Below are 24,725 nucleotides of genomic sequence, written 5' to 3' on the forward strand. Positions count from 1 at the left end.
TCGACACCGTAAGTTGTAGCATTCATGGCGGGACCTCCGTCTGAAGTGGTTGGTAAGAACTCCACTTTGGCACTCGATGCCGTTCGATGCGAGGTCCCACCCCCGGTTCGATTGCGGCGCCGAAATCAAAGAGGAAGGCGTCCATACCAATCTCGGTCCAGGCGGGGTCTCGCTCAACTCGCCTGCGGCTCAGACAATCGCGATCCCTGATCCGCCTGGCCCTGCGCTCCTCGGCGCAGACAGAAGGGGGTGGACCAGAAACGCCAAACAGCCAAATACCAGAATCCGAATACCTAAAACCACAAGGACACGCCGTGGCGTGTCCTTGTTTGTATTGGTTTCCTTGTATTTGGTTTTGCTATGTCTTCGGCACCCGCTCCCCACCCGTGTGGCTGGGCCGAGCAGCGCAGATGGAGGCGAGATCAGGGCCGCAGTTGTTTGAGCCGCAGGCGAGTTCTGCGGACCCCCGCCGGAGTCGAGCAGCGCAGGTTGCCCGTAGCGCAGCGAAGGGACCCAGACTGCGGGTCGCCTTCTCTTTGCTTACTTTTCTCTTGGCGACGCAAGAGAAAGTGAGTCGCCCGCCGGGGCGAGTCCCGGCCAGCCACCCTCAGCAAAAAGCACACTCACCAAAACAAAACAGCCTCGACAAGCCCAGCCCAGCCCGAAGGAAGGAAGAAAGAGGAAGAGGAAAGAAGCCCTATCCCTTGCTAACCTTCACAGGCCGCTTCCAGTTGGGCAGGCTGACCTGCTTGCCGCGCGCCACGCTGAGCGCGCCAGCCGGTGTGTCCTTGGTGATGGTGGAGCCGCCACCCACCGTGCCGCCCTGCCCTATCGTCACCGGCGCCACCAGCACGCAGTTGCTGCCGATATGCACATCGGCCTCGATCACAGTGCGGTGCTTGTTGGCGCCGTCGTAGTTGGCGGTGATGCTGCCCGCACCGTAGTTGACGCGCTCGCCCACGGTGGCATCGCCCAGGTAGGCCAGGTGGTTGGCCTTGGCGCCTTTGGCCAGGGTGGAATTTTTCACTTCGACAAAGTTGCCGATGTGCACTTCAGCGCCCAGTTGGGCACCCGGCCGCAGCCGGGCAAACGGGCCAATCAGCGCGCCCTCGCCGATCTGCACACCCAGCTTTTCGCCGTCGATGTGGGTGAAGGGGTGAATGACCGCCCCGGCGGCAATCGTGGCATTGGCAATCACGCAGTTGGCACCGATGCGCACGCCCTCGCCCAGGCTGACCTGGCCCTGGAACAGGCAATTCACATCGATCTCGACATCCTGGCCGCATTGCAGCGTACCGCGCACGTCGAAGCGGGCCGGGTCAGCCAGCCGCACGCCCTGCTCCATCAGGGCCGTGGCCTGCCTGTGCTGGTAGACGCGCTCCAGCTCGGCCAGCTGCACGGGGCTGTTCACGCCGGCGACCTGCGCTGCATCGGTGATCTGGTGCGCCACCACGGCCACGCCATCGGCCACGGCGAACTTCACGATGTCGGTCAGGTAGTACTCTTTTTGCACGTTCTGGTTGTCCAGCCGGCTGAGCCAGCCGCGCAGCAGGCGGGTGGGCACAGCCATGATGCCGCTGTAGATTTCATGAATGCCGCGCTGGGCCTCGGTGGCATCCTTGTGCTCAACGATGGCCCGCACCTGGGCGGTGGCCTGCGCCCCGGCACGCACAATGCGCCCGTAACCGGTGGGGTCGGCCATGTTCAGCGTGAGCAGCGCCAGCCGCTGGCCGTCGCACTGGTCCAGCAGCGCCCGCAGCGTGTCGGGCTGCGTCAGCGGCACGTCACCCGACAGCACCAGCGTGACGCCGTCGTCGGCCAGCAGCGGCAGGGCCTGCTGCACCGCGTGGCCGGTTCCAAGTTGCGGCTCCTGGCGGACAAAGCGCATATCCGGGCTGCCCGCAGCTTTGGCGTCGCCCATCAGGGCCGCCTCCACGCCCGCCGCGCCGTGCCCGGTGATCACCACCACATGACGAGCCTTCAAGCCGGCCGCCGTGTCAATCACGTGTTGCACCAGTGCACGGCCGCCCAATTGGTGCAACACTTTGGGCAAGGCGCTTTTCATCCGCGTGCCTTTGCCCGCGGCCATGATGACGACATCAACTGAGGTTGCCATGAAGTTTCCTGTTAATTTTTGGATAAGGGGGCATTCGGGCCCGGCGGCACAGACCGGGCTGAACCGTTTCATCCGGATTATCGGTGTGCTGGCACTGGCCTGCCTCTTGCCGGCCTGCAGCGCCCTGAAAATTTTCTACAACCAGGCGCCGGACGTTGCCTACTGGTACCTGGATGGTTATATCGACTTCACCGGCGCGCAAAGCCTGCAGGTCAAGGACGATCTCGGCAAACTCCAGGCCTGGCACCGTCAGACCCAGTTGCCGGCTTATATCGACACCCTTCGCAGGCTGCGGCAGCGCATGCCCGCGGACATGGACGCCGCCCAGGCCTGTGCGGTATTTGCCGATGTGCGCAGCAAGCTTGTCGCGGTTTCTCACCGGGCCGAACCGGTGGCTGTGGCACTCGTGGGCACGCTGCAAACCAGCCAGTTGACGCAACTGGAGCGCCAGTGGGCCAAGGGCAATGCAGATTACCGGGAGGCATTCCTGGAGGGCTCACCCAAAAAAGGCCGCGACAAGCGCTACAAGCAGGTAGTCAGCCGCGCCGAGAGGCTCTATGGAACCCTGGAGGAAAAACAGCTCGCCGTGATTGGCCAGCGGATGGACCAGTCGCGCTTTGATGCGGCCTTGTTTTATGCCGAAAAACTGCGGCGCCAGCAGGATGTCCTGCAGACCTTGCGCGCCCTGGTGGCGGAGCGGGCCAGCGTGGAAAAAACGCGGCTGGCCGTACGCGGGCTGCTGGAGCGATGGCTCCACTCGCCCATCCCCGCACATCGCGACCACCTGGAAGGGTTGACGCAGGAGAGCTGCCAAACATTTGCGGCCCTGCATAACAGCACCACGCCGGCGCAACGCAGCAAAGCGATCGAGACCCTCGATGCTTATGAGCAGGACCTGAGGACGTTATCAAGCCCCCAGGGCACCCAAAAATCCTGATTCGACGGGTGCCAGGCCGAGCGGCGCACCGCGCTTGCATCGCCGCTCAGGTCGCCACGTCATCCACGCGGGCCCCTGGCTGCCGGCCCTCGCCTACATCGCCTACAACTACAGCAGCGGCACCTTGCCGGGTGGGGTGTCGTAGTAATCGGCAATGCGCTCCAGCGACCGGGTGTTAAGCAGGCGAAGCCGCCCATTCTGCAGCTCATAAAGACCCAGCTTGCGCAACCGCCGCAAGGTCTTGTTGGTGTGCACCAGGGATAAACCCAGTATGTCGGCAATGTGTTGCTGGTTGATGGGAAACTCCACCGAACCGTCTTCTGCCAGCCCGATGCGCTCCAACCGGCGGTAAAGATGCATCAGCAGCATCGCCACGCGCTCGGTCGCATTGCGCCGGCCCGCAGTGAGCAGGTTGTCGTCCACCATGCCCTCCTCGCGCGCCGACAGCCAGGTGATGTCGTACCCCAGGCTGGGATTTTGCCGAAACAGCTCCCAGAGTCCGTCGCGCGGAAATACACACAAGGTCACATCCGTTACCGCCTCGATGCCGTGCATGGGCCCATCGGAAAACCTTTGCTGCAAACCAATGAGGTCGCCCGGCAACAGGAAGTTCAGGATCTGCCGACGGCCATCAGTCAGGGTCTTGTAGCGAAATGCCCAACCGGAATAAAGCGTGAAGAGTTTGCCGATGGGCTTTTTTGCTCATACACGATGGTGCCCCCCGCAGGAACCATTGACGTCCCGCTGCGAAAGCCCTCGATAAACGCCAGCTCCTCCGCGGTGACGGGCGTGAAGGCCTCCGTCTGGCGAAGGCGGCAGGCGATGCAAGCCGGCGGACAGCTTGAAGGGGATAGAGGCGCGGCGGCCATAAGAAGAGGTGGATATCAAGGCAGGAAGCCTGTGTCTTTTGACATTGTCCCGTTTCTTACTACCTGCTACATTTTCCGTCATTGATGCAAAAACCAGCACCCCTCACGAAGTTCTGTTCGTCAGCACCATCGCGCCCGAAGCGCCCATCGGCATCGTTGCGCAGATCGCGGGCAAAGCACGCATTGCCAACAAGGCGCGTGACATCACGGGGCTGCTCATTTTTGACGGCATGCGCTTTTGCGAGCAGCTCGAAGGCCTTGAAGAAGACATTCTGGCGCTGCTGGAGCGGATTCGCCAGGACCCGCGGCACACCAGTGTCAAGTTGCTACATCATGGCCCCCTGCCCGAACGCAGATTCAAGTGCTTCAGCATGGGTTACGCGCCTGTGGAGGATGTCGATGTATTGGGCAGGCTTGAGCAACTGCAAGGGCTGGCAGCCGTCGGCGCCTTCGTGGAGATACTCTCCACACTGGATCTGGAGTCCTGAGCCGGCACAAGGCCTGCAAGATCTGCAAGACCTGCGAGATTGGCAAGACCTTCGAGCCCCAAGCGCTCAGCCTTGCGGCACAGGCCGCCCCGCCGTGATCCATGAACGGGCGGGTCAAGCAGTGGGTCAGACAAGGAGCCAGGAGTGCATCTGACGAGCGCTCCCAATGGCCACGTCAACGACCACCGCAAAGACTACGGCAACAACCACCTCAGCCCTGCAACGCAGCCCACATCTCCTTGTCCCGCTCGGCCGTCCAGATGCGCGGGTTCTTGATGCCGCTGGCTTCGTCAAAGGCGCGGCTCACATCAAAAGGCAGGCAGTGTTCGTAGATGAATACGTGGCCAAACACCGGGTCCATGCTCTTGCGGGTGTGGTCCATCGCCGCTTTAAGGTCCATGCCGGCGGCGGCGGCTTCCTTGCCCGCCTGGTACAGGGTCTCGACCCAGCGCTTGGTGTAGTCCAGCGCCTTGTTGACGTTGGCGGCGCCCTTCATGGCCTCGCCGCGGCCCGGCACGATGGCCTCGGCTTGTAGCGCGCGCAGGGCCTCCAGTGTGGCGGGCCATTCCTCCAGCTGCGCATCGCCGGTGTACACGCCCGCTTCGTATTCGACCAGGTCGCCCGAGAACAGCACCTTTTCTTCCTCCACCCAGGCAATCGTGTCGCCGCGCGTGTGGCCCGGGCCCGGGTGCCAGATCTGCACCTTGACGCCGCCCAGGTCCAGCACCAGCTTGCCCGCCACCTCCCCTTTGGCGGGGTTGCCACCGGCAATGACCATGGTGGGCCAGGTCAGGCCCGGCACGCTTTCGGCGTTGCGAAAGAGGCGCGGAAAGCGCTCCATCTCGCTTTGCATGTCCTGCGCGCCGCGCTCCGCGATCAACTCACAGGTGCCCTGGCTCGCGATGATTTCCGTCGCCCCTTCGGCCAGATAGGCGCTGGCGCCGAGCACGCGGACGGCGTGGTAGTGGGTCAGCAGCACGTACTTGATGGGCTTGTTGCTGATGGTGCGTATGCGCGCAATCAGGTCCTGCGCCATGGCGGGCGTGGCCGTGGCGTCGCTCACCATGATGAATTTGTCGCCGATGATCACGCCCGAGTTCGGGTCGCCCTCGGCGGTGTAGGCCCAACAATGTGCGCTGAGCTGCTCAAACGTGATGGTTTTGTCCGTCAGGTCGGACTGCGAGGCGAAGGCTTTGGACATGGGGTTCCTGTTTTCCGGTGTGGGGGGCCGCTCAGTGCAGCTCAATTCCGCTCAGGGCGCTGCGGTGGCGAATGCACGCCATTTTACTTAACCGTAACTGGTTACGCATTGTTAAACCACCACCCATGTGGCCGCATGGGAAAGCATCGAACGCTCACCCTTTCGTGAAGGTTTCGCCACGGTTGCGCCGGGCTTGCGCTAAGGTTGCGCCATGGCCACTCCCAAAGACGACTTTGCAATCTACTGCTGTGAACTGCTGTCCGGCGTCGGGCCGTGCGTCGCCAGGCGCATGTTTGGCGGCTACGGCATCAGCACCTCGGGCCTGACGCTGGCGCTGGTGGCCGATCTGGGGGGCGGGGAAAAACTCTGGCTCAAGGCCGATGCAGATACCCGCGGCCGGTTTGAAGCCGCGGGCTGCGAACGCTTTACCTATGACATCACACGCAACGGCGAGCGCGTGGCGCACAGCCTGAACTATTACAGCGCCCCCGAGGAGGCGATGGAGTCCGCTCAGTTGATGCTGCAGTGGGCGCGCTTGTCGCTCGATTGCGCATTGAAGGCGCGCTCTGCCAAATCACCGCGCGCGCGGGTGGCCAAAAAAACCACCGCAAAACCGGTCAGCGCAACCTCGACCGCCGCCGCCACACCGCCGGCCAAGCCGCGCGCCAGCCGGCCCACCGCACCGCCCACCAGGCCGAGCGCCAGGCGCAAGTCAAGCAGGGGCTGAACCACGCCTGCGCGCCAGCCTGTGGCCTTCGCCGGCGCGGGGTGGGCGGCTGCGGCGGGCTCCCAGTTGAAGTAGGCCGACGACGCATGGCCCATGCCAAAAGATTCCATCACCACCGTTTCGCCGGGCGACAGCGACAGGCTTTCGCCGCGGCTGAGGAAGTGATCACCGGCGCGCACGCGCAGGTCGTGGCCGGCGTTGCTGAAGGTCACCCATACCCGGCCGTGCGCGATCCGCAGAACGCCGGCCTGGCGGGCATGCAGGGTCAGCGCCCGGTCCGCACCCAGCTTCCAGCAGCCGGGCAGTCCTTCAGCCCGGGCCGTGGCGGCATCGGTTGCCTGGGGCAGGTAGTGGTTGCCTGAATGATGAGCAATTGCGTGGTCCATGGTGTTCTCCAGAAAAGACCTGAATTCGTTGACGGGAATGAATGATCTCGCGGGGGGGCTTCCCCGTCCAATGAAATCGCGGTACGCTATTCATTCCATAAACGCATCAATCACTCCACCTCCCACCCTACCCCCACCCCACTCCGCATGCTGCATTCGCAAACCCACTTACGCTCCCGGCCAATTTCGGCCGGCCAGCTGCGCGCCTTCGAGGCGGTCGCTCGCCATCTCAATTTTCGCGCCGCCTCCGAAGAGTTAGCGCTCACCCAGTCGGCCGTGAGCCGCCAGATCCAGGCGCTGGAAGAAGACGTCGGCGTCAGCCTGTTTCACCGTCACACCCGGGCGGTGGAGCTCACCGGTGCGGGCGGCACCTTGCTGCGGGCGGTCACACCGTCGCTGGAGCGTATTGACGGCGCGGTGCGGCAGATCCGCCAAAGCGCCGGGCGCAAAAGCGTGGCGCTCACCACTTTTGCATCGTTCGCCTCGATGTGGCTGATTCCCCGGCTCGAGGTTTTTCAGCGGGAGAACCCCGACATCGACATCCGGATTGATGCGTCGGACGTTGCGGTGGACCTCGATGTTTCGGACCTGGACCTGGCCTTGCGCTATGCCCCGGCCAGCCACATGCCGCCGCACGCCATCCGCCTGTTTGGCGAGCAGATCACGCCGGTGATCAGCCCCTGGCTGCTCAAGAGCGGTCCGCGTCTGAAAAAGCCGGATGACCTGGCGCATTTCACCTTGATCGAAGCGGGCGACGCGCACCGCACGCACTTTGAATGGCTGACCTGGCGCCGCTGGATGGACCAGCACGCCACACCCAAGCTGGAGGCCAAGCGCTGGCTGTACTTCAACTACGCCTACCAGATGGTGCAGGCGGCGCTGACGGGCCAGGGCGTGGTGCTGGCACGCCTGCCGCTGATTGCCGAAAGCCTGGCCTCGGGCGACCTGGTTGAGCCCCTGCCGCACCTGCGCCTGGAGTCCCCCATGGCGTACTGGCTGATCATCGGCCCGCGCAATGTGGCGCGCCCCGAAGTGCTGGCGTTCTGCGAGTGGCTCAAGGCGCAAGGCGCGCAGACCCGCCACGCGATTGGCGATGTGCCCGACGCCGACACGGTGGACAACCTGGACTAGAAGTAGGGCCCCCACGCTTTTCACTTCGTGTAATGCGCTGCCCCCCGGGGGGGCGCTGCGCCTGCGGCCCGGCTAAGCCGGTTCCGCGGCCCTGGCTGGTATGGGAGATCCGTGCCGTATGGCGTGCCGGTTTGCCCCACACGCTTTTCACTGCGTGTAATGCGCTGCCCCCCGAGGGGGCGCTGCGCCTGCGGCCCGGCTAAGCCCAATACAGTTCAGTTAGCACACCGCATGCAGTGCCCCTTATCTCCTTCCCCCGCTGGGGGAAGGCCGGGATGGGGGCTCACGGCGTGGGCGTCGAGCCACCGTGCTTGGCTGGTCGCCGCTGGCCCCCACCCCACCCCAACCCTCCCCCGGAAGGGGAGGGAGCTTCACGGGGCTTTAACTGAACCGTATTGCGGCCAAGCCGGTTCCGCGACCCTGGCTGGAAAGATACAGCCCCCACGCTCCCCACTTCGTGTGGTTCGCTGCCCCCCGAGGGGGCGCTGCGCCTGCGGTCTGGCAAAGCCAGTCCCGCGGCCCCTGCTGGGGTGGGGAGCCCTTTATTGCGTGCAGGGTTCAGGGTTGCGTCGTATGGCGCTTCAGCAGCCGGCCCGCGCGGGCCTGCACTTTGGCGCTGGATGCATCGGCGGTGCCGGCCGCATAGGCTAGTTCGCCATTGACGAAGACTTTCTCAATGCCTTCACACAGCGCGATCGGGTCCTCGTAGGTGGCCACGTCGCGCACCCGGGCCGGGTCCAGCACCACCACGTCGGCATGCCAGCCGGGCTGCAGCTGCCCGCGCTGGTGCAGCCGGAAATTGCGTGCCGACAGGCCGGTCATCTTGTAGATGGCGGTTTCCAGCGAAAACAGTTTCTCTTCGCGCCAGTAGCGCGCCAGCACGCGCGGAAACGCGCCCCACAGGCGCGGATGCGGATGCTGGTCATGCGGCAAGCCGTCCGAGCCGATCATGGTCAGCGGGTGGGCCACGACGCGCCGCACGTCGTCTTCGTGCATCTGAAAATAGCAGGCGCCTCCGGGCTGCAGGCGGCGGCATACCGTCTTCTGGTCAACGCCCCACTCGGCCGCAATCGAGGCCAGCGTGCGGCCCGTCATTTCGGGGTGCGGCGTGGACCAGCTCACCAGCACGTCGATCACGCCATCGACCAGGTCCTCACGCAGCACGGTGGAACCGGCCACATAGGGGTAGACGTCCATGGCCACCGGCTGGCGGCGGGCGAGCGATTCAATCAGCGGCAGGGTCTGCTGCGTGCGGCCCCAGTTGGCGGGCCCGGCGCATTTGTGGTGCGACACGATCAGCGGCACACCGGCGCTGAAAGCCGTGTCGCCCGCCTCGTGCAGCGCTTCCACGATGGTCGCCATTTCATCGCGCAGGTGGGTGCTGTAGACCCCGCCAAAACGCGACACCACCTGGGCCAGGCGCACCACTTCCTGCGCCGGTGCGGCAAAGGCCGGTTCGTAAAAAAGGCCTGACGACATGCCGGTCGCGCCGCTCTCCATGCACTGCGTGAGCAGCGCGCACATGGCGTCGAGCTCGCTGGCACTGGCCGCGCGGGTCAGGTCGCCCATGCAGGCAAAGCGCAGGGTGGTGTGGCCGATCAGCACGGCGACATTCACCGCCGGCTGCGCCTGGGCGATGGCGCGCTCATAGCTCGGGATGGAGTCAAACCGGAACGAATCGGCGCCGAGCAAATTCAGTGGCGGCTCGGGGTTGTCGACAATGAAAGGCAGCAGTGAAATGCCGCAGTTGCCGGTGATGACGGTGGTGATGCCCTGCGACACCTTGGGCAGCATGTCGGGCTGCTTGAGCACGATCGCATCGTCGTGCGTGTGCACATCGATAAAGCCGGGGGCGATGGCCAGGCCGGTGCAATCGATAGGGGCCACCTCTTGCGGCGCAAGGCCTTCGGGCAACAGCCGGAAGAGTTGGCCGTCCAGATTTTCGCCCAGCGCCGCAATGCGGCCGTCCAGCAGCAGCACGTCGCCAATCCAGCCTTCGGCGCCGGTACCGTCGATCACCAGGCCGTTCTGAAGCAAGGTTGCGCGCGTCATTTGAGTTTGCTTTCGTTGACGGCGGTGACCGTATCCCAGTCGAGCCGGGGATAGTGCCGCATGTCCACGCCGCGCGTGCTGAGCACATCGCGCACGCCGCCCAGGCGCTTGACGGCCAGGTCGCCCAGGCGCTGCGCCACCAGCACGGTGACGATTTCAATCACGGTGAGGTGCACCAGGTAGGCCTCGGTGCCCACATGCATGACCGGGTCTTCCGGCACATGGATGCCCAGCACAATGTCGGCCCGCTCGGCCAGTGCGGTTCCCTGCTGGGTCAGGGCAATCACCGTGGCGCCCTGCGAGCGGGCCACGTCCACCGCTTCGAGCAGCGACGGCATGCCGCCCACGTGCGAGATGGCAAACACCACGCCCTGCTTGCCGATGGTGGCCGCGGACACCAGCTGCAAGTGAATGTCGAGGTAGGCGTTGGACACCAGCCCCAGCCGGAACAGCCGGGCCTGCATGTCGGAGGCCATGAAGCTGGAGGTCACGCCGACGCTGTAGCAATCCACCCGGCTGGCGCGCACGATGGCGTCGGCCGCCGCTTCCACCGCAGCCACGCTGAGCTGAGCCTGCACGCCGCTGACGGCCGTGGCAGCGCCCTTGATGACCTTGGAGATGACCTCCGCGGCGTCGTCATGCAGCTGCACCCGGCGGTGCAGGGGTGAGCCGCTGACGGCCATCTCCTGGGCCAGCGCGAGCTTGAACTCGCGCAGGCCCGGGTAGCCCAGGTCGCGGCAGGTGCGCATGACAGTTGGCACCGAGCTGCCGGCGCGCTGCGCCAGCTGCTCAAAACTTTCATCGAGCACCCGCTGCGGGTCTTGCAGGATCAGCGCCAGCACCTTGCGCCGGGAGGTGGGCGCGCTTGCGATGACCTCGGCAATTTTGGCAAGCACTTTGGAGGTCATGGCGTGAGGTAGGAAAGGTAGGGGAACATCAAGAAAAAAAGATCAGGGATGGCTCGGAAACAAATCAGACACGGGTCAAAGGCTCAGAAACAGGTCACGAGGGCATCGCACACGGTGTAGTTCTCATCCACCACGGGCATCCAGCGCCATTTGTCAAACGTGGTGCAGGGGTGCGAAATGCCCAGCGCCACCAGGTCGCCCACCTTGAGCGCCGCATGCTCGGGGCCGGTGCCGCGCAAATAGGCATGCTGGTCGTTCAGGCCGCCGATCTTCCAGTCGGCGGGCGCACCGGTGACGCCGCGGTCGCCGGGTTTGCAAAAGCCCAGCGGAACGGGCAAATCCAGATCGTAGGAAATGTCGCGCTTGCCGACCGCCAGAATCGCCAGACCCGGCTCGGGGCAGGACTGCACCGCCGCCCAGACTTCCAGCGCGGCCTGCAGGCCATCGGCGCAGCCGAGGCGTGAATTGACGGTGCTCACCATGCGTTTGTAAAAACCGTGGTCATGCGTGACGTAGCAGCCCGAGCGCAGCAGGCCGCGCACCGGGCGCAAGAGTTCGGGCTTGAGCCGGTTGGCCACCAGATCAAAAATCGCCGAGCCACCGGCCGAGACCAGCACTTCCTCATTGTCGAAAAAACTCTGCTGGTCGCAGGCGATGGCAATGTCGCACACGCGCTGCATCAGCGCCGCGGCATAGGCTTCATCGGGCGCTGACTGCCCGGTGGCGCCCAGGCCTTCGTAGCACTCGATGCCGACCAGGCGGCAAGCCGGGCTGGCATGAATGCGTTGGGCCAGCGTCAGGGCATCGTGCTGGTTGCGGCAGCCGGTGCGGCCGCCGTCAACACCGATTTCCAGCAGCACCTCGAAGGGCCGCACCGGCGTCTGTGCGCCCTCGTCTTTTTGCAGCAGGTACCAGACCTCAATGAGCTCCAGCTGTGCTACCGAATCCATCAGGAAGGCAATGCGCAGGCCTGCGTACTCGCGCTGCATGTCCTGGATGCCGGCGAGGTCTGCCGCGGTGAAGACCTGGTTGGCAATCATGCAGCGACGCGCGCCCGCCGAGACGCCGGCACGCAACTGGGCGACGGTGGCAAAGGTCAGGCCCCAGGCACCCGCATCGAGCTGGCGCTTGAGCAGTTGCGGCGACATGGTGGTCTTGCCATGCGGCGCCATGTCGATGCCCCGGTCGGTGGCGAAGCGCTGCATCCAGGACAGGTTGTGCTGCAGGGCCTGCTGCTTGACCAGCGCCACCGGCAGCGGCAGGTCGCCGTCGAGCACGCGCCAGTGCTGGGCGGCAATCTGCGAACGGCGCAGCGCAGGGCTGGTGTGCGGAAATCCCTTGAAGGAGCGGTCGATCTGCGGATCGAGAATGTCTTGCAGTGTGGTCATGAATGAGTCTTTGATTATCAGGCGGCCATCAACGAGGTGTTGATGACGATGTCGTCGCGGATGCAGGCCTTGAAGCGGCCCTGCCCCATGTCGCGCAACTCGGGGCGGGCGCCCGCGCAAGCCTCGATCGCGTGCGGGCAGCGGGTACGAAACACGCAGCCGGAAGGCGGGTTCACGGGGCTGGGAATGTCGCCCTTGAGCGCAACGCGCTCGCTCTTGTGCTCCGGATCGGGCTTGGGCGAGGCGGCCAGCAACGCCTGCGTGTAGGGATGCAGCGGCCGCGCAAACAGCTCGGCGGTGGGCGCCACCTCCATCACCCGGCCCAGGTAGAGCACCACCACGCGGTCGCACAGGTATTCCACCACATCCAGGTCATGCGAGATGAACAGCATGGTCAGCGAGAGCCGGTCGCGCAGGTCGCACAGCAGGTTGACCACCTGCGCCTGGATGGACACGTCCAGCGCGGACAGGGGCTCGTCGGCCACGATGAATTCAGGCTCGACGGCCAGGGCGCGCGCCACGCCGATACGCTGGCGCTGGCCGCCGGAAAACTCATGCGGGTAACGGTCGGCGTGCTCGGCGCGCAGGCCCACCAACGCCAGTAACTCGGCGATGCGCTTGTTTCTGGCCTCCTTGCCTTTGGCCAGGCCATGCACCTGCAGCGCCTCCCCAAGGATGTCCTTGACGCGCATCTTGGGGTTCAGGCTGGCGTAGGGGTCCTGGAAAATCATCTGCAGCTTGCTGCGCAGGGTACGCATGCGGCTGCTGGAGGCGGCTCCGAGGTCTTCGCCCCGGTACAGCACCTGGCCCGACGTGCCCTCGATCAGGCGCAGCAGCGTGCGGCCTATGGTGCTTTTGCCGGAGCCGGATTCCCCGACCAGCCCCAGCGTTTCACCGGGCTGGATCATGAAGGACACGTCGTCCACCGCGCGCACGGGTTTGGCCGGCGCACCGAAATAGCGGTGCAGGTTCTTGACTTCGATCAGCGGGGCACTCATGCGGTCTCCACAGGAAGAGTTGGAACAGTTGCAGTCTCGCGGACCAGGATGCAGCGTGCGCTGCGGTGCGGGCCGGCACTTTCCAGCGCCGGCATGGCCTCCCGGCAGGCCGCCAGGGCATGGTCACAGCGGGGCTCGAACGCGCAGCCGGGCGGCGGCGCGAGCGGGCTGGAGACCTGGCCCCGAATGGCGTACAAGCGGCGCTTGGCACCCACCTCACCGGCGGCCAGTTCGCGCTTGCGCTGCTGCGCCGGCAGGCAAGCCAGCAGGCCTTGGGTGTAGGGATGGCGCGGCAAGGCAAACAGCTCGCGCACGGGCGCCGACTCGACGATGCGGCCCGCATACATCACCGCCACGTCGTCGGCATGGTGCGCGACGACACCGAGGTTGTGCGTGATGAACAAAATGCTCATGCCGGTCTCGGCCTGCAGGCGGCGCATCAGCTCCAGGATCTGCGCCTGGATGGTCACATCCAGCGCGGTGGTCGGCTCGTCGGCAATCAGCAGCGTGGGGTTGCAGGCCATGGCCAGCGCAATCATCACGCGCTGGCGCATGCCACCCGACAGCTGGTGTGGGTACTCGTGAAGGCGCTGCGCGGCGGCCGGGATCTCCACCAGCTCCAGCATGCGCAGGGCATGGGCTAGCGCGGCGCTGCGGTCCAGCCCCATGTGCAGGCGCACCGACTCGGCAATCTGCTCGCCCACTGTGAAGACGGGGTTCAGGCTGGTCATGGGCTCCTGGAAAATCATGGCGATTTCATTGCCGCGGATACGGCGCATGGCCGGCTCGGGCAGGGCCAGCAGGTCCAGGGTTTCGCCAGCGCGGTTGGTGAAAAGCGCCTGGCCGCTGACCTGCGTGACGGCGGTGCGTGACAGCAGGCGCATCAGGGTCAGGCTGGTCACCGATTTGCCGGAGCCGGACTCGCCCACCAGCGCGGTGGTTTTGCCGGGGCGGATGCTGAAGCTGACGTCGGCTACCGAGCGGATCAGGCCTTCGTCGGTGTCAAAAAAGGTGCTCAGATGGCGGACATCGAGGCGCGGGGTAATCGACGAGGTACCGGACGCGGTAGACGGAGCATTGGAAGAGGTGATGGGCGAATTCATGGGGTCTGGCCTCTGATTGTTCACAGCGACTTCTTGAGCCGCGGATCCAGCAGGTCGCGCACACCGTCGCCCAGCAACTGCAGCGACAGCGCGGTCAGGATGATGGCGAGACCGGGAAATAAAACGATCCAGAGCGCTTCATGCGCATACTGCTGGCTGCCGGCCACCATGGTGCCCCAGGTCGGAATCTCGGGCGGCACACCCACACCGAGGAAGGACAACGCGGCCTCCGCCAAAATGGCATAGGCAAAGATGAACGAGGCCTGCACCAGGATGGGCGACATCAGGTTGGGCAGGATGTGGCGCCACAGGATGCGGGGCGTCGACACACCCACGGCGCGCGCGGCCTCGACAAACAGCAGTTCACGCACCACCAGGGTCGAGGCGCGCACCACGCGGGCGACGCGCGGCGAGTACACCAGCACCAGAGCCAGCACCACATTGAGCATGGAGGGGCCCAAAATGGCCACCAAGGCAATGGCCAGCAGGATGTCGGGCAAAGACATCATGGCGTCCACGACCCGCATGATGGGCGCGTCCAGCCGCCGGAAAAAACCCGCCACCAGGCCAAACAGCGTGCCGAACACAATAGCGCCCATGGCGGTCAACGCGGCAATCGTGAGCGAATAGCGGCCGCCGAAGGCAATGCGCGCAAACAGGTCGCGGCCCAGCTCGTCGGTGCCCAGCAGATGGCTGACCGTCGGCACCGACAGGCGCTCGCGCACCGCGGTTTCATTGGGGTCGTAGCCGGTGATCACATTGGCCAGCAGGGCGACCAGCACCACGACCAGCAGGCAGATGCCGGCGGCCAGCACGATGCGGCGGCGGAACAATTTTTTGAGGGTGAGCGGAATTTTCATGGCGATCAATACTTCACGCGGGGGTCGACCACCATATAAAGCAGGTCGGTCAGGAAATTGACCACCACATAAATCATGGCAATCACCAGCAGCGCGCCCTGGATCACCGGGTAGTCGCGCCGCAGCACGGCGCTCACCACCAGGTTGCCGACACCGGGCAGGCCGAACACGGTTTCGGTCACCACCGCGCCGCCGATCAGCAGCGCCACGGTCAGGCCCAACACCGTGACGATGGGCACCAGCGCGTTGCGCAGCGCATGCTTGAGCACGACGACTTTTTCAGACAGGCCCTTGGCACGGGCCGTGCGCACATAGTCTTCACCCAGCACGTCGAGCATGGAAGCGCGCGTGAAGCGGATGATCAGCGCGGAGTTGAGCACGCCCAGCACCACCGAAGGCAGCACCAGGTAGTGGACGCGCGCCATCAAGGTGGCACCCGGGTCGCCGTAGCCGGACACCGGAAACCAGCCCATGGACACCGCAAAAATCTGCATCAGCACCAAGCCGAACCAGAAGCTGGGAATGCTGGCACCCAGCATCGCAAAGCCGGTGAGAAGCTGGTCGATGAACTTGCCGCGAAAGACCGCCGAAACAATGCCGCAAGGCACACCAATCGCCGCGGCGATGAAGAGGGACAGCAGCGCCAGCAGGGTCGTGGGTTCGGCCCGCTCCCACAGCGCCTGCGTGACCGGGCGCTGCAAAAAGATGGACTGGCCGAGGTTGCCCTGCGACAGCTCCTTGAGCCAGTAGCCGAACTGCACCGGCAGCGGTTTGTCCAGGCCATACTCTTTTTGTACGCGGGCAATGTCTTCGGCCGTGGCCTGGTCGCCCAGCAGCACCGTGACGGGGTCACCCGACGCGGCGCGCGTGAGCACAAACACGAGGACCGCCACGAGCGCCATGACGACCAGCATGCCCATGATGCGTGACAACAAATATCGGGTCATAACTTTGCTCTATCCAAAAGGGGTGAAATCTTTTTATCCATTCGAATGCGTCCCCGTCAACATCACTAAACCCGGCCCAAAACGAAGCGAAACAAAAACCAGTCAAGCCGCGGAACCGGCTCTGCCGGGCCGCAGGCGCAGCGCCCCCGAGGGGCTGGAGCCTGCGGCTCCAAAGCTGCTTGAGCAGCTTTGGACAGGCGACAGAGGCGAAGCGTCTCGCGAGCCGCGGCCTGCAAGGCCTCGCGCAGTACGCGAAGCGACAAGCGTGGGGGCTCAATTCTTCAGGCCGGTATTCCAGAAGAAGGGCCAGGTCGAAGGCACATAGCCCTGCAGCGCCGGCGATCTGGCCGACAGGCTGTTGAACTTGCCGACATTGATGTAAGGCACTTCGTCGTACACCACCTGCTGCACGGCACCCCACAGCGCGCCGCGCTTGGCGGGGTTGGTTTCCTGATTCAGGGCGGCCAGCGCGGCCTGCTTGGCCGGCGACGACCACCAGCCCGGCGCACCGTCACCGAGTTGCGGCGGCGACAGCATGGGCTCGGGGAACTGGCCCGAATGGGTGATGTAGATGTCCCACAGCTTGGCGTCGTTGCGGCGCTGCACCAGCGTGGCCCAGTCGACCACGTTGAGCTCGGCCTTGAAGCCGGCGCGCTTGAGCTGCTCAGCCATGATCAGCGCCATGTTGTAGTGGAAGTCGTACTGGCGGCTGGTCAGGATGCGGATGGTTTCGCCCTTGTAGCCGGCCTGTGCGGCCTGGCCCTTGGCCTTGGCGGCATCCCGCTCGTTGTAGCTGGCCGAACCGGCGGCAGAATAAAACGGCGTGCCCTTGGGGAAATGGTTGGGTTCGGCCACAAAGAAACGCGTGTCGCCAAAACCGGCGGCCAGCATTTCGCCTTCGCCGAAGCTGGTCTGCACGGCCTTGCGCACCGGCAGCGAGGCCATCACGCCCTCCTTGGTGTTGAACACAAAGTAAGGAAAGCCAAACGACGGCGTCAGGATGGGAACGGTCTTGCCGGCCGACTTCTCCAGGCGGTTCAGCGCCTCGGTGGGCAGCAGGTCGGCGAAGTGGTACTGGCCGGCCAGCGAGCCCTCGACACGCGTATTGGCATTGGGCACGGGAATGAAACGCAGCTCGTCGGCAATCGCGGTTTTCTTGCCGCCGTAACCGCTGGGCGCTTCCTTGCGCGCGCTGTACTGGTCAAAGCGCGTGAGCAGCACATACTGGTCGGGACGGCGCTCCTTGAATTTGTAGGGGCCGGTGCCGACGTACTCTTTCAACGGCGTGGCGATCGACTCCTTGGCCATGATGGCGGCCATGCCGGAGGGCAACGCCAGCTGCGGCAACAGGGGGGCATACGGCGCCTTGAGGGTGATCTCGACACCGTGGCTGCCGTTGGCCGACAGGTCGGCAATTTCCTTGGACAGCGCCTTGCCGCGCGGCGACACGTCCATCCAGCGTTTCAGGCTGGCCACCACATCGTCGGCATTGAGCTCGCGGCCATTGTGCAGTTGCACGCCCTTGCGCAGCGTGATGCTGTAGCGCTTGCCGTCGGCCGACACCTTGGGCAGGCTCTCGGCGAGCATGGGCACCATTTTCCAGTTCGCATCAAAGGTGTAGAGCGGCTCGTAGACATGCTGCATGATGGTGCCCACCAGATCGGCGGTGGAGGCCATCGGGTCCAGCGTCTGCGGCTCGGCGATCATCGCCAGGTTGAGGGCCGATTTTGAAAGCGCCTGCGCTTGGGCACCCATCGGCAACAAAGCCGAGCCACCCACCACCAGCGCCAAAGCCACCGCCTTGCGACGGCTGATCCAGAATTTTTGCAGCATGCCGATCTCCTTAAAAGTGAAAGTATTTTTCAATTCGCAAAGAATATGCCAGCAATAATTCGCAGAAAATCGGTAAAAACCCTAGGCCTAATCTATAAATATGAAAATATATTTCAGTTTTGGGTTTAAGCTGCATGACCTTGGGGCGCGGCGCCCTCCCCTTCGCACCAGTCTGGTGTTTTCTGCTGTTTACCCCTATTCACCCTAACCAGGAGCTTTCCACATGTCCGCACTTGAATACTTTGGCAACCCCCCGATGGCCTCCGACCACCAGCCGCGTCCGTTTTCACCCGCCGTGCGCGCCGGGGACTTTGTCTATGTCTCGGGCCAGGTGCCGGCCGATGAAAAAGGCGAAATCGTGCAGGGCGGGATTGAGGTGCAGACGCGCCAGGTCATGAAAAACCTCTCTGCGGCCCTGGCGCTGGCCGGCTGCACGCTGGACGATGTCTGCAAGACCACGGTGTGGCTGCAGGATGCACGCGACTTTGGCAGCTTCAACCGTGTCTACATGAGCTACTTCGGCGACAAGAAGCCGGCGCGCTCTACCACCGAGGCGCGGTTGATGGTGGATGCGCGGGTTGAAATTGATGTGGTGGCTTACAAGCCGCGTGGGTAATCTGCATCACCCTTTTGCTTGTTCGCCCAATGAATACAGTAGCAGTCAGCTATTGAATTCATAGCGCTCTTTCTTTCTTGAGGGCTGAGGCCGGGTCTCGCCCCGGCGGGCGACTCACTTTCTCTTGCGTCGCCAAGAGAAAAGTAAGCAAAGAGAAGGCGACCCGCAGTCTGSGTCCCTTCGCTGCGCTGCGGGCAACCTGCGCTGCTCGACTCCGGCGGGGGTCCGCAGAACTCGCTACGTTGCACTTCGCTCAAACAACTGCGGCCCTGATCCCGCCTCCATCTGCGCTGCTCGGCCCAGCCACACGGGTGGGGAGCGGGTACCGAAGACGTACCAAAAAACCAAATACAAGTAAACCAATACAAACAAGGACACGCCAAGGCGTGTCCTTGTGGTTTTCGGACTTCGGACTCCGGTATTTGGGCTGCTCCTCTCAAACCCCTTTTGTCTGCGCCGAGGAGCGCAGGGCCAGGCGGATCAGGGATCGCGATTGTCTGAGCCGCAGGCGAGTTGAGCGAGACCCCGCCTGGCCCGAGCACCGCAGGCTGCCCGTAGCGCAGCGAAGGGACGCAGACAGCAGGGTCGCCTTTTCTTTTGCTTACTTTTATTTTGGCGAAGCAAAAGAAAAGTGAGTAGCCGCCGGGCTACCCCCGGCCAGCCACCCTCAGCAAAGCCAGAAAGCTATCAATTCAATAGCACACCAAACCGCAACCAACCCATTCAAACCGGCCAAACCACCCCATTGTCATTAAGAATCGCATCCAGCGGAATGTCATGCGCCTCAGGCTCCATATCGGGCAGCCACCCGTTGGCATAGCCCAGCCCCACCGTCACGGGCCGGGGCTGCAGCGTCGCCAGCGTGCGGTCATAAAAGCCGCCGCCGTAACCCAGCCGGTAACCCCCCGGGCCGTAGCCCACGCAGGGCACAAACAGCAGTGTGGGCACGATCACTTCCGTGTCCTTGGGCTTGGGAATGCCGTAGGCGTCCTCTTCCATGGGGCAGCCCGGGTACCAGGCATGGAAGGTCAGGGTCTTGTGCAGTTTGTTGACAACCGGCAGGCCGATCTTGCGGGGCGAGCGGCTCGCTATGCTTTCCGTCGCAATCTGTGCCGGCTCCTCAAGGTCCGAACCCTGGTTTGATTGGGAATCCCGGCTCAGGATGGCGTCTTCCTGCCAGCGGTACAGCGCGGGCAGCGGATCGAATTCCCCCTTGATGGGCCAATAGGCGCCTATCACCTCATGGGGGGAGCCCACCAGCCAGATGCGCATCACCCGCTGCAGCAAATCGGCTCGCTGCAGGCGGTCGGGCATGTCGAGGCGGGCTTGGACCAGTGCTTTTCGTGTGCTTAATTTGTCCATAATGTCCCGATGCTATACAAAAAAAATTTCAATGCCGCATTCTTTGCTGCGGCGTGTGCCACCCTCTCGCTCAGTTTGCTGGCCCCCGCCGCCGCCCAAAACACCTCCTCAAACGGCAACGGCAGCGCTGGCGACAACCTGATTCTCGAAATGAACAAGGCCTTCCGGCGCGGCGACAAGGGCCGGCTGGCCCAGATGCTGCCCCAGGCCAGAGGCCATGCGCTGGAGGCCTGGGCGGCCTACTGGGAGCTGAAAGCGCGTCTTGGCGAGGCCAGCGCGCAGGAGGTGCAGGACTTTTTCACCCGCTATGCCGGCACCTACCAGGAAGACCGCCTGCGCAATGACTGGCTGCTGCTGCTGGGTCAGCGCCGCGACTGGGCTGCCTTTGCCGCCGAGTACCCGAACTACCGCATGAACGACGACAGGGAAGTGCGTTGCTATGCCCTGCTGGTGGAACACCTGAAAAATCCGGCGCTCGATGCACGCCTGTCGGACGAGGTGCGAAAAAACTGGTACGCGCAGCGCGACGCCGACGATGGCTGCACCGCCGCCGCCGACCGGCTGGTGGGCGCCAAAAACCTCACACCGCAGGATGTCTGGCAAAAAGCCCGCATCGCCACCGAGGCCAACCGGCCACGGGCCGCAGCGGGTGCGGTGCAGATCATTGCGCCCGAAGCCATGGACCTGCTGACCGAGCTGAACACCAGCCCCATCAGGTTTCTGGCCGGCAAACACCTGGCCCTGCGGAAGGTGCGCAGGGAAATCATCACGCTGGCATTGATCAAGATGGCCACCACCGATGTGGAAGGCGCCGCTTTCCAGCTGGAGAGCAAGTGGGCCATCCAGCTCAGCGCCGAAGAACGCAACTGGGTCTGGGGCGTGATCGGCAAACAGGCGGCAACCCGCCTGGGCACGATGCCGGGCAGCGACGCGCTGCAATACTTTGCCAGGGTCGGCAATGACAGCGATCTGACGGATGACATGCTGGCCTGGAAAGCCCGCGCGGCCCTGCGCGCGGGCACCCAGCCCCAATGGCCAGTCGTGCTGGCGGCCATCAACGCGATGAGCGAGGAGGCCCGCAAGGACACGACCTGGGGCTACTGGAAGGCGCGTGCGCTGCTGGCCACGGCGCCACCCGACAGGCCCACCGCGGTCAGCACGCCGCAGGGTGTGACCCAGACCATCAGCATTGCACCCCAGCGCGCCGAGGCGCTGGCGCTGCTGCAGGCGATGGCGTCGGTACGCGGCTTTTATGAGCAGCTGGCACTGGAGGAACTGGGCCAGAAGATCACGGTGCCGGCCCCGCCGGCACCGCTCACGGCGGCAGAAAAGGAAGGCGCGCGGCTCAACCCCGGGCTGAACCGCGCCGCCTACGCCATCACGATAGGTTTGCGGCCGGAGGGCGTGCGCGAATGGAACTACAGCACCAACCTGCACAAGCGCAACGGCGAGGGCGAACGCGCCGGGATGGGCGACCGTGAACTGCTGGCAGCCGCCCAGTTTGCCTGCGACCGGCAGATCTGGGACCGCTGCATCAACACCAGCGAACGCACCAGAACCGAGACCGATTTCGATCAGCGCTTCCCCCTGCCGTTCCGCGAGGCCGTGGTCAAACGCAGTCGCGACGTCGGCCTCGACCCGGCCTATGTCTATGGCCTGATACGCCAGGAAAGCCGCTTCATCATGGACGCCCGTTCCGGCCCGGGGGCCTCGGGCCTGATGCAGATCATGCCCGCCACTGCGCGCGAGACCGCACGCCGGATCGGGCTGACGGGTTTCACGCCCGACCAGATCAATGACCGCGACACCAACATCACGATAGGCACCGGCTACCTGAAGCTCGCCCTGGATGCCTTCGAGGGTTCGATGGCCATGGCTGCAGCCGCCTACAACGCCGGGCCGGGCCGGCCCCGCGTCTGGCGCGGACAACCCGGCAGCCCGGTGCTCGATGCCGCCATCTGGGCCGAGAACGTGCCCTTCGGCGAGACCCGCGACTATGTCAAGAAAGTGCTGTCAAACACCACCAACTACGCGGCCATCCTGACGGGGCAGCCACAGTCCCTGAAAGCGCGGCTGGGCATGGTCGGGCCACACGATGCGTCGCTGCCCGAGGTGAACAAGGATTTGCCGTGATCGGAAAGTAGCCAGTAGCCAGTAGCCAGTAGCTAGTGGGAAGTGGGAAGTGGAAAGCGGGAAGTAGCGGGCAGGAATCAAGGCAAAGGGCCGCCGGCGGCCCAGGGCTTCAGGTCTCGTCCATGAAGCGGACCTTGACGCTCTTGCCCTTGACCCGGCCACTGGCGAGTTTTTGCTGCGCCTGGCTGGCGATGGCGCGGTCCACCGCCACATAGGTCGAGAACTCGTTGACGTTGATCTTGCCGACCTGCTCGCGGGTAAAACCCGCTTCCCCGGTCAATGCCCCCAGCACATCGCCGGCGCGGATTTTCTCCTTGCGCCCGCCGACGATCTGCAACGTGACCATGGGCGGCAACAGCGGCTCCGTGCTGGTGGGCGTGAGTTCAGTCAGCTTGTGCCATTCGGACTCGGCTTTCTGCAACTGCTCGATTTTGCCGACCGAGCCCATCTCGTCCATGCTGGCCAGGCTGATGGCCCAGCCCTCTTCATCGGCGCGGCCGGTGCGGCCGATGCGGTGAATGTGCACCTCGGCATCGGGCGTGACATCGACATTGATCACCATCTCCAGCTGCGAAATATCCAGGCCGCGCGCGGCCACGTCGGTGGCCACCAGCACCGAGCAGCTGCGGTTGGAAAACTGCACCAGCACCTGGTCGCGCTCACGCTGCTCGAGTTCGCCGTACAGCGCCAGCGCGCTGAAGCCCTTGCTCTTCAAATAGGCGACCAGCGCGCGGCACTGCGATTTGGTGTTGCAAAAAGCCAGGGTGCTGGCCGGGCGGTAATGGTTGAGCAGCAGTGCCACCGCGTTCAGGCGCGCCTCGTCGTGGTCGCTCTCCGGCACCTCATACCAGCGCTGGCGGATTTTGCTTTTTTCATGCTGAGCCTGCACCGTGATGGTTTGCGGCTCCTTCATGAACTGCTGGCTGAGCTTGGCGATGCCCTCGGGGTAGGTGGCCGAAAACAGCAGGGTTTGCCGCTCGTCGGGGCACTGTTTGGCCACGGTGGCGATGTCGTTGTAAAAGCCCATGTCCAGCATGCGGTCGGCTTCGTCCAGCACCAGGGTGTTCAGCGCGTCGACGTCCAGTGTCTCCCGCTCCAGGTGGTCCATGATGCGGCCCGGCGTGCCCACCACAATGTGTGCGCCGTTCTGAAGGCTCGCCACCTGGTTGCGCAGCGGCACGCCGCCGCACAGCGTGACGACTTTGATGTTTTCCTCGGCGCGCGCCAGCCGGCGGATTTCCGTGGCCACCTGGTCGGCCAGCTCGCGCGTCGGGCACAGCACCATGGCCTGCACGGCGAAGCGGCGTGCATTGAGGTTGGCCAGCAGCGCGAGCCCAAACGCCGCGGTCTTGCCGCTGCCGGTCTTGGCCTGCGCAATCAGGTCTTTGCCGAGCAGCGCCACCGGCAGGCTGGCCGCCTGGATCGGGGTCATGCTGAGGTAACCCAGCTGTTGCAGGTTGGCCAGCACATGGGCCGGAAGGGACAGGGAGCTGAAGTCGGAGGAAGAGGAAGTCATGGGCCGATTATCGGCGCGAGGCCCGGCCAGCCGCTCAATAGCCCCACTGTGACCCCCACTGTGGCCACACTGTGGTCCCACTGGCCGGTGGCCTCAGCGATGGCAAAACACCGGCTGGCGCTTCTCCACAAAGGCCGCTGTGCCCTCCTTCGCATCAGGCGAGGCCGCGGCGATCATGAACTGCGCGGCTTCGATGGCCAGGCCTTCGTCGATGGAAACATTCAACCCGCGTGTGACCGCACGCAGCGAGGCCGTGACGGCCACGGCCGAATTGGCGGCGATCACATCCGCCATGCGCAGGCAGGCCGGCAACAGGTCGTCGGCCGGCACCACGTGGTTGATGAGCCCGATCAGCAATGCCTCTTCCGCGCTGATGGCCTCCCCTGTCAGGATCATTTCGTTGGCTCGCTTGCGGCCTATGTGGCGCGGCAGGCGCTGCGTACCGCCGAACGGCGGCGGAAAGCCCAGCCGAATTTCAGGCTTGGCGAAAGTCGCATGTTCCGCCGCAATCGCCAGGCTGCAGGCCTCCATGGTTTCGCAGCCGCCGCCGAAAGCCATGCCATTCACGGCCGCGATGATGGGTTTGGGGTAGTTCTCGACGCGGCGCGTCATGGCCTGGCCGCGCGCGACGAAGCGGCGCCAGGCGGTTTCGGGCGATGCGGCAACATCCGGCGCAAAGCCTGCGATGTCGGCGCCGGCGCTGAAGGCCTTGTTGCCCCGCCCGGTCAGCACCAGGCAGCGCACGGTGTCGTCGCGCTCCAGCGCATCGAGCCGATCCATCAGTTCGTCGATGAGTTCGTAGCTCAGGGCGTTGAGTTTTTCGGGGCGGTTCAGCGTCAGCACCACGTGCTGGCCGCGGCGCTCGGTTTCCAATAGCATGCCGTTGTCTCTTTGAGGGTTTAGATTGAATGGCACTTACTTTGGCAGGTTGGCCTTCGGCGACGTGCGTAAGTGCTTGAAAGCAAAGGGAGATGGCTGACCAAAGGGTCGATAGGATGGTTGTTTACGAAGCACCCAAACCATCTTCCCAAAGGCCAGCCACCATGGATCGTAATGCCCAAAGCGTCTTGCATCAACGTTGCAGCAGCATTGGACGCCGGGCGAGATCGACCCAGGCGGTGGAATTCTTCAACGTTCTGACGAGTCCGGAGTTG

At 64.3% G+C, this 24,725-nt stretch carries 19 protein-coding genes and 2 pseudogenes; 6 read left to right on the top strand and 15 right to left on the bottom strand.

What is annotated here, in order from left to right; all coding sequences use genetic code 11:
• Nucleotides 1–697: 697 nt before the first annotated feature.
• Entirely contained in the window at nt 698–2,116 is a 1,419-nt protein-coding gene (gene glmU, locus AC1DS5_RS24470) for a bifunctional UDP-N-acetylglucosamine diphosphorylase/glucosamine-1-phosphate N-acetyltransferase GlmU (RefSeq protein WP_477720842.1), read from the bottom strand.
• Between glmU and AC1DS5_RS24475 the strand changes: the two genes are divergently transcribed.
• Nucleotides 2,115–3,053: a DUF6279 family lipoprotein gene (locus AC1DS5_RS24475; protein ID WP_477720843.1), complete on the top strand. Its 939-nt coding sequence runs from the start codon at nt 2,115–2,117 to the stop codon at nt 3,051–3,053. The genes glmU and AC1DS5_RS24475 overlap by 2 nt on opposite strands.
• Nucleotides 3,054–3,161: 108 nt before the next feature.
• Here the strand turns inward: AC1DS5_RS24475 and AC1DS5_RS24480 are convergent.
• Nucleotides 3,162–3,922, bottom strand: a pseudogene (locus tag AC1DS5_RS24480) (Crp/Fnr family transcriptional regulator).
• A 38-nt stretch (nt 3,923–3,960) separates the two neighbouring features.
• Here AC1DS5_RS24480 and AC1DS5_RS24485 point away from each other — a divergent pair.
• The gene (locus AC1DS5_RS24485; protein ID WP_477720844.1) at nt 3,961–4,410 is read left to right on the top strand and encodes a BLUF domain-containing protein; all 450 of its coding nucleotides are present in this window, start codon (nt 3,961–3,963) and stop codon (nt 4,408–4,410) included.
• 211 nt (nt 4,411–4,621) lie between these two features.
• Here the strand turns inward: AC1DS5_RS24485 and AC1DS5_RS24490 are convergent, their stop codons facing one another.
• Complete coding sequence (locus AC1DS5_RS24490) at nt 4,622–5,611, bottom strand: MBL fold metallo-hydrolase (RefSeq protein WP_477720845.1); 990 nt, start codon at nt 5,609–5,611, stop codon at nt 4,622–4,624.
• A gap of 289 nt (nt 5,612–5,900) precedes the next feature.
• On the opposite strand from AC1DS5_RS24490, the pseudogene AC1DS5_RS24495 reads away from it, so the two are divergent.
• Nucleotides 5,901–6,104 (top strand): annotated as a pseudogene (locus tag AC1DS5_RS24495) (TfoX/Sxy family protein); the annotation flags it as partial.
• Nucleotides 6,105–6,121: 17 nt separating this feature from the next.
• Here the strand turns inward: AC1DS5_RS24495 and AC1DS5_RS24500 are convergent.
• Nucleotides 6,122–6,724, bottom strand: a complete 603-nt coding sequence (locus AC1DS5_RS24500; protein ID WP_477720846.1) for a DUF2917 domain-containing protein — start codon at nt 6,722–6,724, stop codon at nt 6,122–6,124.
• 147 nt (nt 6,725–6,871) lie between these two features.
• Between AC1DS5_RS24500 and AC1DS5_RS24505 the strand changes: the two genes are divergently transcribed.
• Complete coding sequence (locus tag AC1DS5_RS24505) at nt 6,872–7,855, top strand: LysR substrate-binding domain-containing protein (protein ID WP_477720847.1); 984 nt, start codon at nt 6,872–6,874, stop codon at nt 7,853–7,855.
• A 558-nt stretch (nt 7,856–8,413) separates the two neighbouring features.
• On the opposite strand, the gene AC1DS5_RS24510 is transcribed toward AC1DS5_RS24505, so the two are convergent.
• The 8 genes from AC1DS5_RS24510 to AC1DS5_RS24545 form a co-directional block, all read right to left on the bottom strand.
• Nucleotides 8,414–9,907: an N-acyl-D-amino-acid deacylase family protein gene (locus AC1DS5_RS24510; RefSeq protein ID WP_477720848.1), complete on the bottom strand. Its 1,494-nt coding sequence runs from the start codon at nt 9,905–9,907 to the stop codon at nt 8,414–8,416.
• Nucleotides 9,904–10,815 (bottom strand): MurR/RpiR family transcriptional regulator, encoded by a 912-nt coding sequence (locus AC1DS5_RS24515; protein ID WP_477720849.1) that lies wholly within the window; start codon nt 10,813–10,815, stop codon nt 9,904–9,906. The genes AC1DS5_RS24510 and AC1DS5_RS24515 overlap by 4 nt, the downstream gene beginning before the upstream one ends.
• Before the next feature lie 83 nt (nt 10,816–10,898).
• Complete coding sequence (locus AC1DS5_RS24520; RefSeq protein ID WP_477720850.1) at nt 10,899–12,203, bottom strand: amino acid deaminase; 1,305 nt, start codon at nt 12,201–12,203, stop codon at nt 10,899–10,901.
• A 17-nt stretch (nt 12,204–12,220) separates the two neighbouring features.
• On the bottom strand, nt 12,221–13,201 hold the full coding sequence (locus tag AC1DS5_RS24525) for an ABC transporter ATP-binding protein (RefSeq protein ID WP_477720851.1): 981 nt from the start codon (nt 13,199–13,201) through the stop codon (nt 12,221–12,223).
• A complete protein-coding gene (locus tag AC1DS5_RS24530) occupies nt 13,198–14,304 on the bottom strand; it encodes an ABC transporter ATP-binding protein (protein ID WP_477720852.1) in 1,107 nt (368 codons plus the stop codon). The genes AC1DS5_RS24525 and AC1DS5_RS24530 overlap by 4 nt, the downstream gene beginning before the upstream one ends.
• A gap of 20 nt (nt 14,305–14,324) precedes the next feature.
• Nucleotides 14,325–15,164 (bottom strand): ABC transporter permease, encoded by an 840-nt coding sequence (locus AC1DS5_RS24535; RefSeq protein ID WP_477720853.1) that lies wholly within the window; start codon nt 15,162–15,164, stop codon nt 14,325–14,327.
• Between the two features lie 5 nt (nt 15,165–15,169).
• Nucleotides 15,170–16,111 (bottom strand): ABC transporter permease, encoded by a 942-nt coding sequence (locus AC1DS5_RS24540; protein WP_477720854.1) that lies wholly within the window; start codon nt 16,109–16,111, stop codon nt 15,170–15,172.
• 273 nt (nt 16,112–16,384) lie between these two features.
• Nucleotides 16,385–17,944, bottom strand: a complete 1,560-nt coding sequence (locus AC1DS5_RS24545) for an ABC transporter substrate-binding protein (protein WP_477720855.1) — start codon at nt 17,942–17,944, stop codon at nt 16,385–16,387.
• 223 nt (nt 17,945–18,167) lie between these two features.
• Between AC1DS5_RS24545 and AC1DS5_RS24550 the strand changes: the two genes are divergently transcribed.
• Entirely contained in the window at nt 18,168–18,560 is a 393-nt protein-coding gene (locus tag AC1DS5_RS24550) for a RidA family protein (protein WP_011481617.1), read from the top strand.
• A 723-nt stretch (nt 18,561–19,283) separates the two neighbouring features.
• Here the strand turns inward: AC1DS5_RS24550 and AC1DS5_RS24555 are convergent.
• Nucleotides 19,284–19,922, bottom strand: coding sequence for a 5-formyltetrahydrofolate cyclo-ligase (locus tag AC1DS5_RS24555; RefSeq protein WP_477720856.1), 639 nt, complete (start codon nt 19,920–19,922; stop codon nt 19,284–19,286).
• Nucleotides 19,923–19,931: 9 nt separating this feature from the next.
• On the opposite strand from AC1DS5_RS24555, the gene AC1DS5_RS24560 reads away from it, so the two are divergent.
• On the top strand, nt 19,932–22,055 hold the full coding sequence (locus tag AC1DS5_RS24560) for a lytic transglycosylase domain-containing protein (RefSeq protein WP_477720857.1): 2,124 nt from the start codon (nt 19,932–19,934) through the stop codon (nt 22,053–22,055).
• Nucleotides 22,056–22,164: 109 nt separating this feature from the next.
• On the opposite strand, the gene dbpA is transcribed toward AC1DS5_RS24560, so the two are convergent.
• Nucleotides 22,165–23,571 (bottom strand): ATP-dependent RNA helicase DbpA, encoded by a 1,407-nt coding sequence (dbpA, locus tag AC1DS5_RS24565; protein WP_477720858.1) that lies wholly within the window; start codon nt 23,569–23,571, stop codon nt 22,165–22,167.
• 93 nt (nt 23,572–23,664) lie between these two features.
• Nucleotides 23,665–24,450 carry a crotonase/enoyl-CoA hydratase family protein gene (locus AC1DS5_RS24570; protein WP_477720859.1) on the bottom strand — a complete coding sequence of 262 codons (786 nt, stop codon included), beginning with the start codon at nt 24,448–24,450 and terminating at the stop codon, nt 23,665–23,667.
• Nucleotides 24,451–24,725 lie beyond the last annotated feature (275 nt).

It is taken from the genome of Polaromonas sp. P4_H1, from assembly GCF_056400945.1.

What these genes read in the sequence shown, in the direction of transcription:
- AC1DS5_RS24560 (WP_477720857.1), top strand. Translation starts at nt 19,932, where the DNA reads ATGCTATACAAAAAAAATTTCAATGCCGCATTCTTTGCTGCGGCGTGT.
- AC1DS5_RS24505 (WP_477720847.1), top strand. Translation starts at nt 6,872, where the DNA reads ATGCTGCATTCGCAAACCCACTTACGCTCCCGGCCAATTTCGGCCGGC.
- AC1DS5_RS24515 (WP_477720849.1), bottom strand. Translation starts at nt 10,815, where the DNA reads ATGACCTCCAAAGTGCTTGCCAAAATTGCCGAGGTCATCGCAAGCGCG.
- AC1DS5_RS24535 (WP_477720853.1), bottom strand. Translation starts at nt 15,164, where the DNA reads ATGAAAATTCCGCTCACCCTCAAAAAATTGTTCCGCCGCCGCATCGTG.
- AC1DS5_RS24545 (WP_477720855.1), bottom strand. Translation starts at nt 17,944, where the DNA reads ATGCTGCAAAAATTCTGGATCAGCCGTCGCAAGGCGGTGGCTTTGGCG.
- AC1DS5_RS24570 (WP_477720859.1), bottom strand. Translation starts at nt 24,450, where the DNA reads ATGCTATTGGAAACCGAGCGCCGCGGCCAGCACGTGGTGCTGACGCTG.
- AC1DS5_RS24475 (WP_477720843.1), top strand. Translation starts at nt 2,115, where the DNA reads ATGAAGTTTCCTGTTAATTTTTGGATAAGGGGGCATTCGGGCCCGGCG.
- AC1DS5_RS24490 (WP_477720845.1), bottom strand. Translation starts at nt 5,611, where the DNA reads ATGTCCAAAGCCTTCGCCTCGCAGTCCGACCTGACGGACAAAACCATC.
- AC1DS5_RS24510 (WP_477720848.1), bottom strand. Translation starts at nt 9,907, where the DNA reads ATGACGCGCGCAACCTTGCTTCAGAACGGCCTGGTGATCGACGGTACC.
- AC1DS5_RS24520 (WP_477720850.1), bottom strand. Translation starts at nt 12,203, where the DNA reads ATGACCACACTGCAAGACATTCTCGATCCGCAGATCGACCGCTCCTTC.
- AC1DS5_RS24525 (WP_477720851.1), bottom strand. Translation starts at nt 13,201, where the DNA reads ATGAGTGCCCCGCTGATCGAAGTCAAGAACCTGCACCGCTATTTCGGT.
- dbpA (WP_477720858.1), bottom strand. Translation starts at nt 23,571, where the DNA reads ATGACTTCCTCTTCCTCCGACTTCAGCTCCCTGTCCCTTCCGGCCCAT.
- AC1DS5_RS24550 (WP_011481617.1), top strand. Translation starts at nt 18,168, where the DNA reads ATGTCCGCACTTGAATACTTTGGCAACCCCCCGATGGCCTCCGACCAC.
- AC1DS5_RS24540 (WP_477720854.1), bottom strand. Translation starts at nt 16,111, where the DNA reads ATGACCCGATATTTGTTGTCACGCATCATGGGCATGCTGGTCGTCATG.
- AC1DS5_RS24530 (WP_477720852.1), bottom strand. Translation starts at nt 14,304, where the DNA reads ATGAATTCGCCCATCACCTCTTCCAATGCTCCGTCTACCGCGTCCGGT.
- AC1DS5_RS24555 (WP_477720856.1), bottom strand. Translation starts at nt 19,922, where the DNA reads ATGGACAAATTAAGCACACGAAAAGCACTGGTCCAAGCCCGCCTCGAC.
- glmU (WP_477720842.1), bottom strand. Translation starts at nt 2,116, where the DNA reads ATGGCAACCTCAGTTGATGTCGTCATCATGGCCGCGGGCAAAGGCACG.
- AC1DS5_RS24500 (WP_477720846.1), bottom strand. Translation starts at nt 6,724, where the DNA reads ATGGACCACGCAATTGCTCATCATTCAGGCAACCACTACCTGCCCCAG.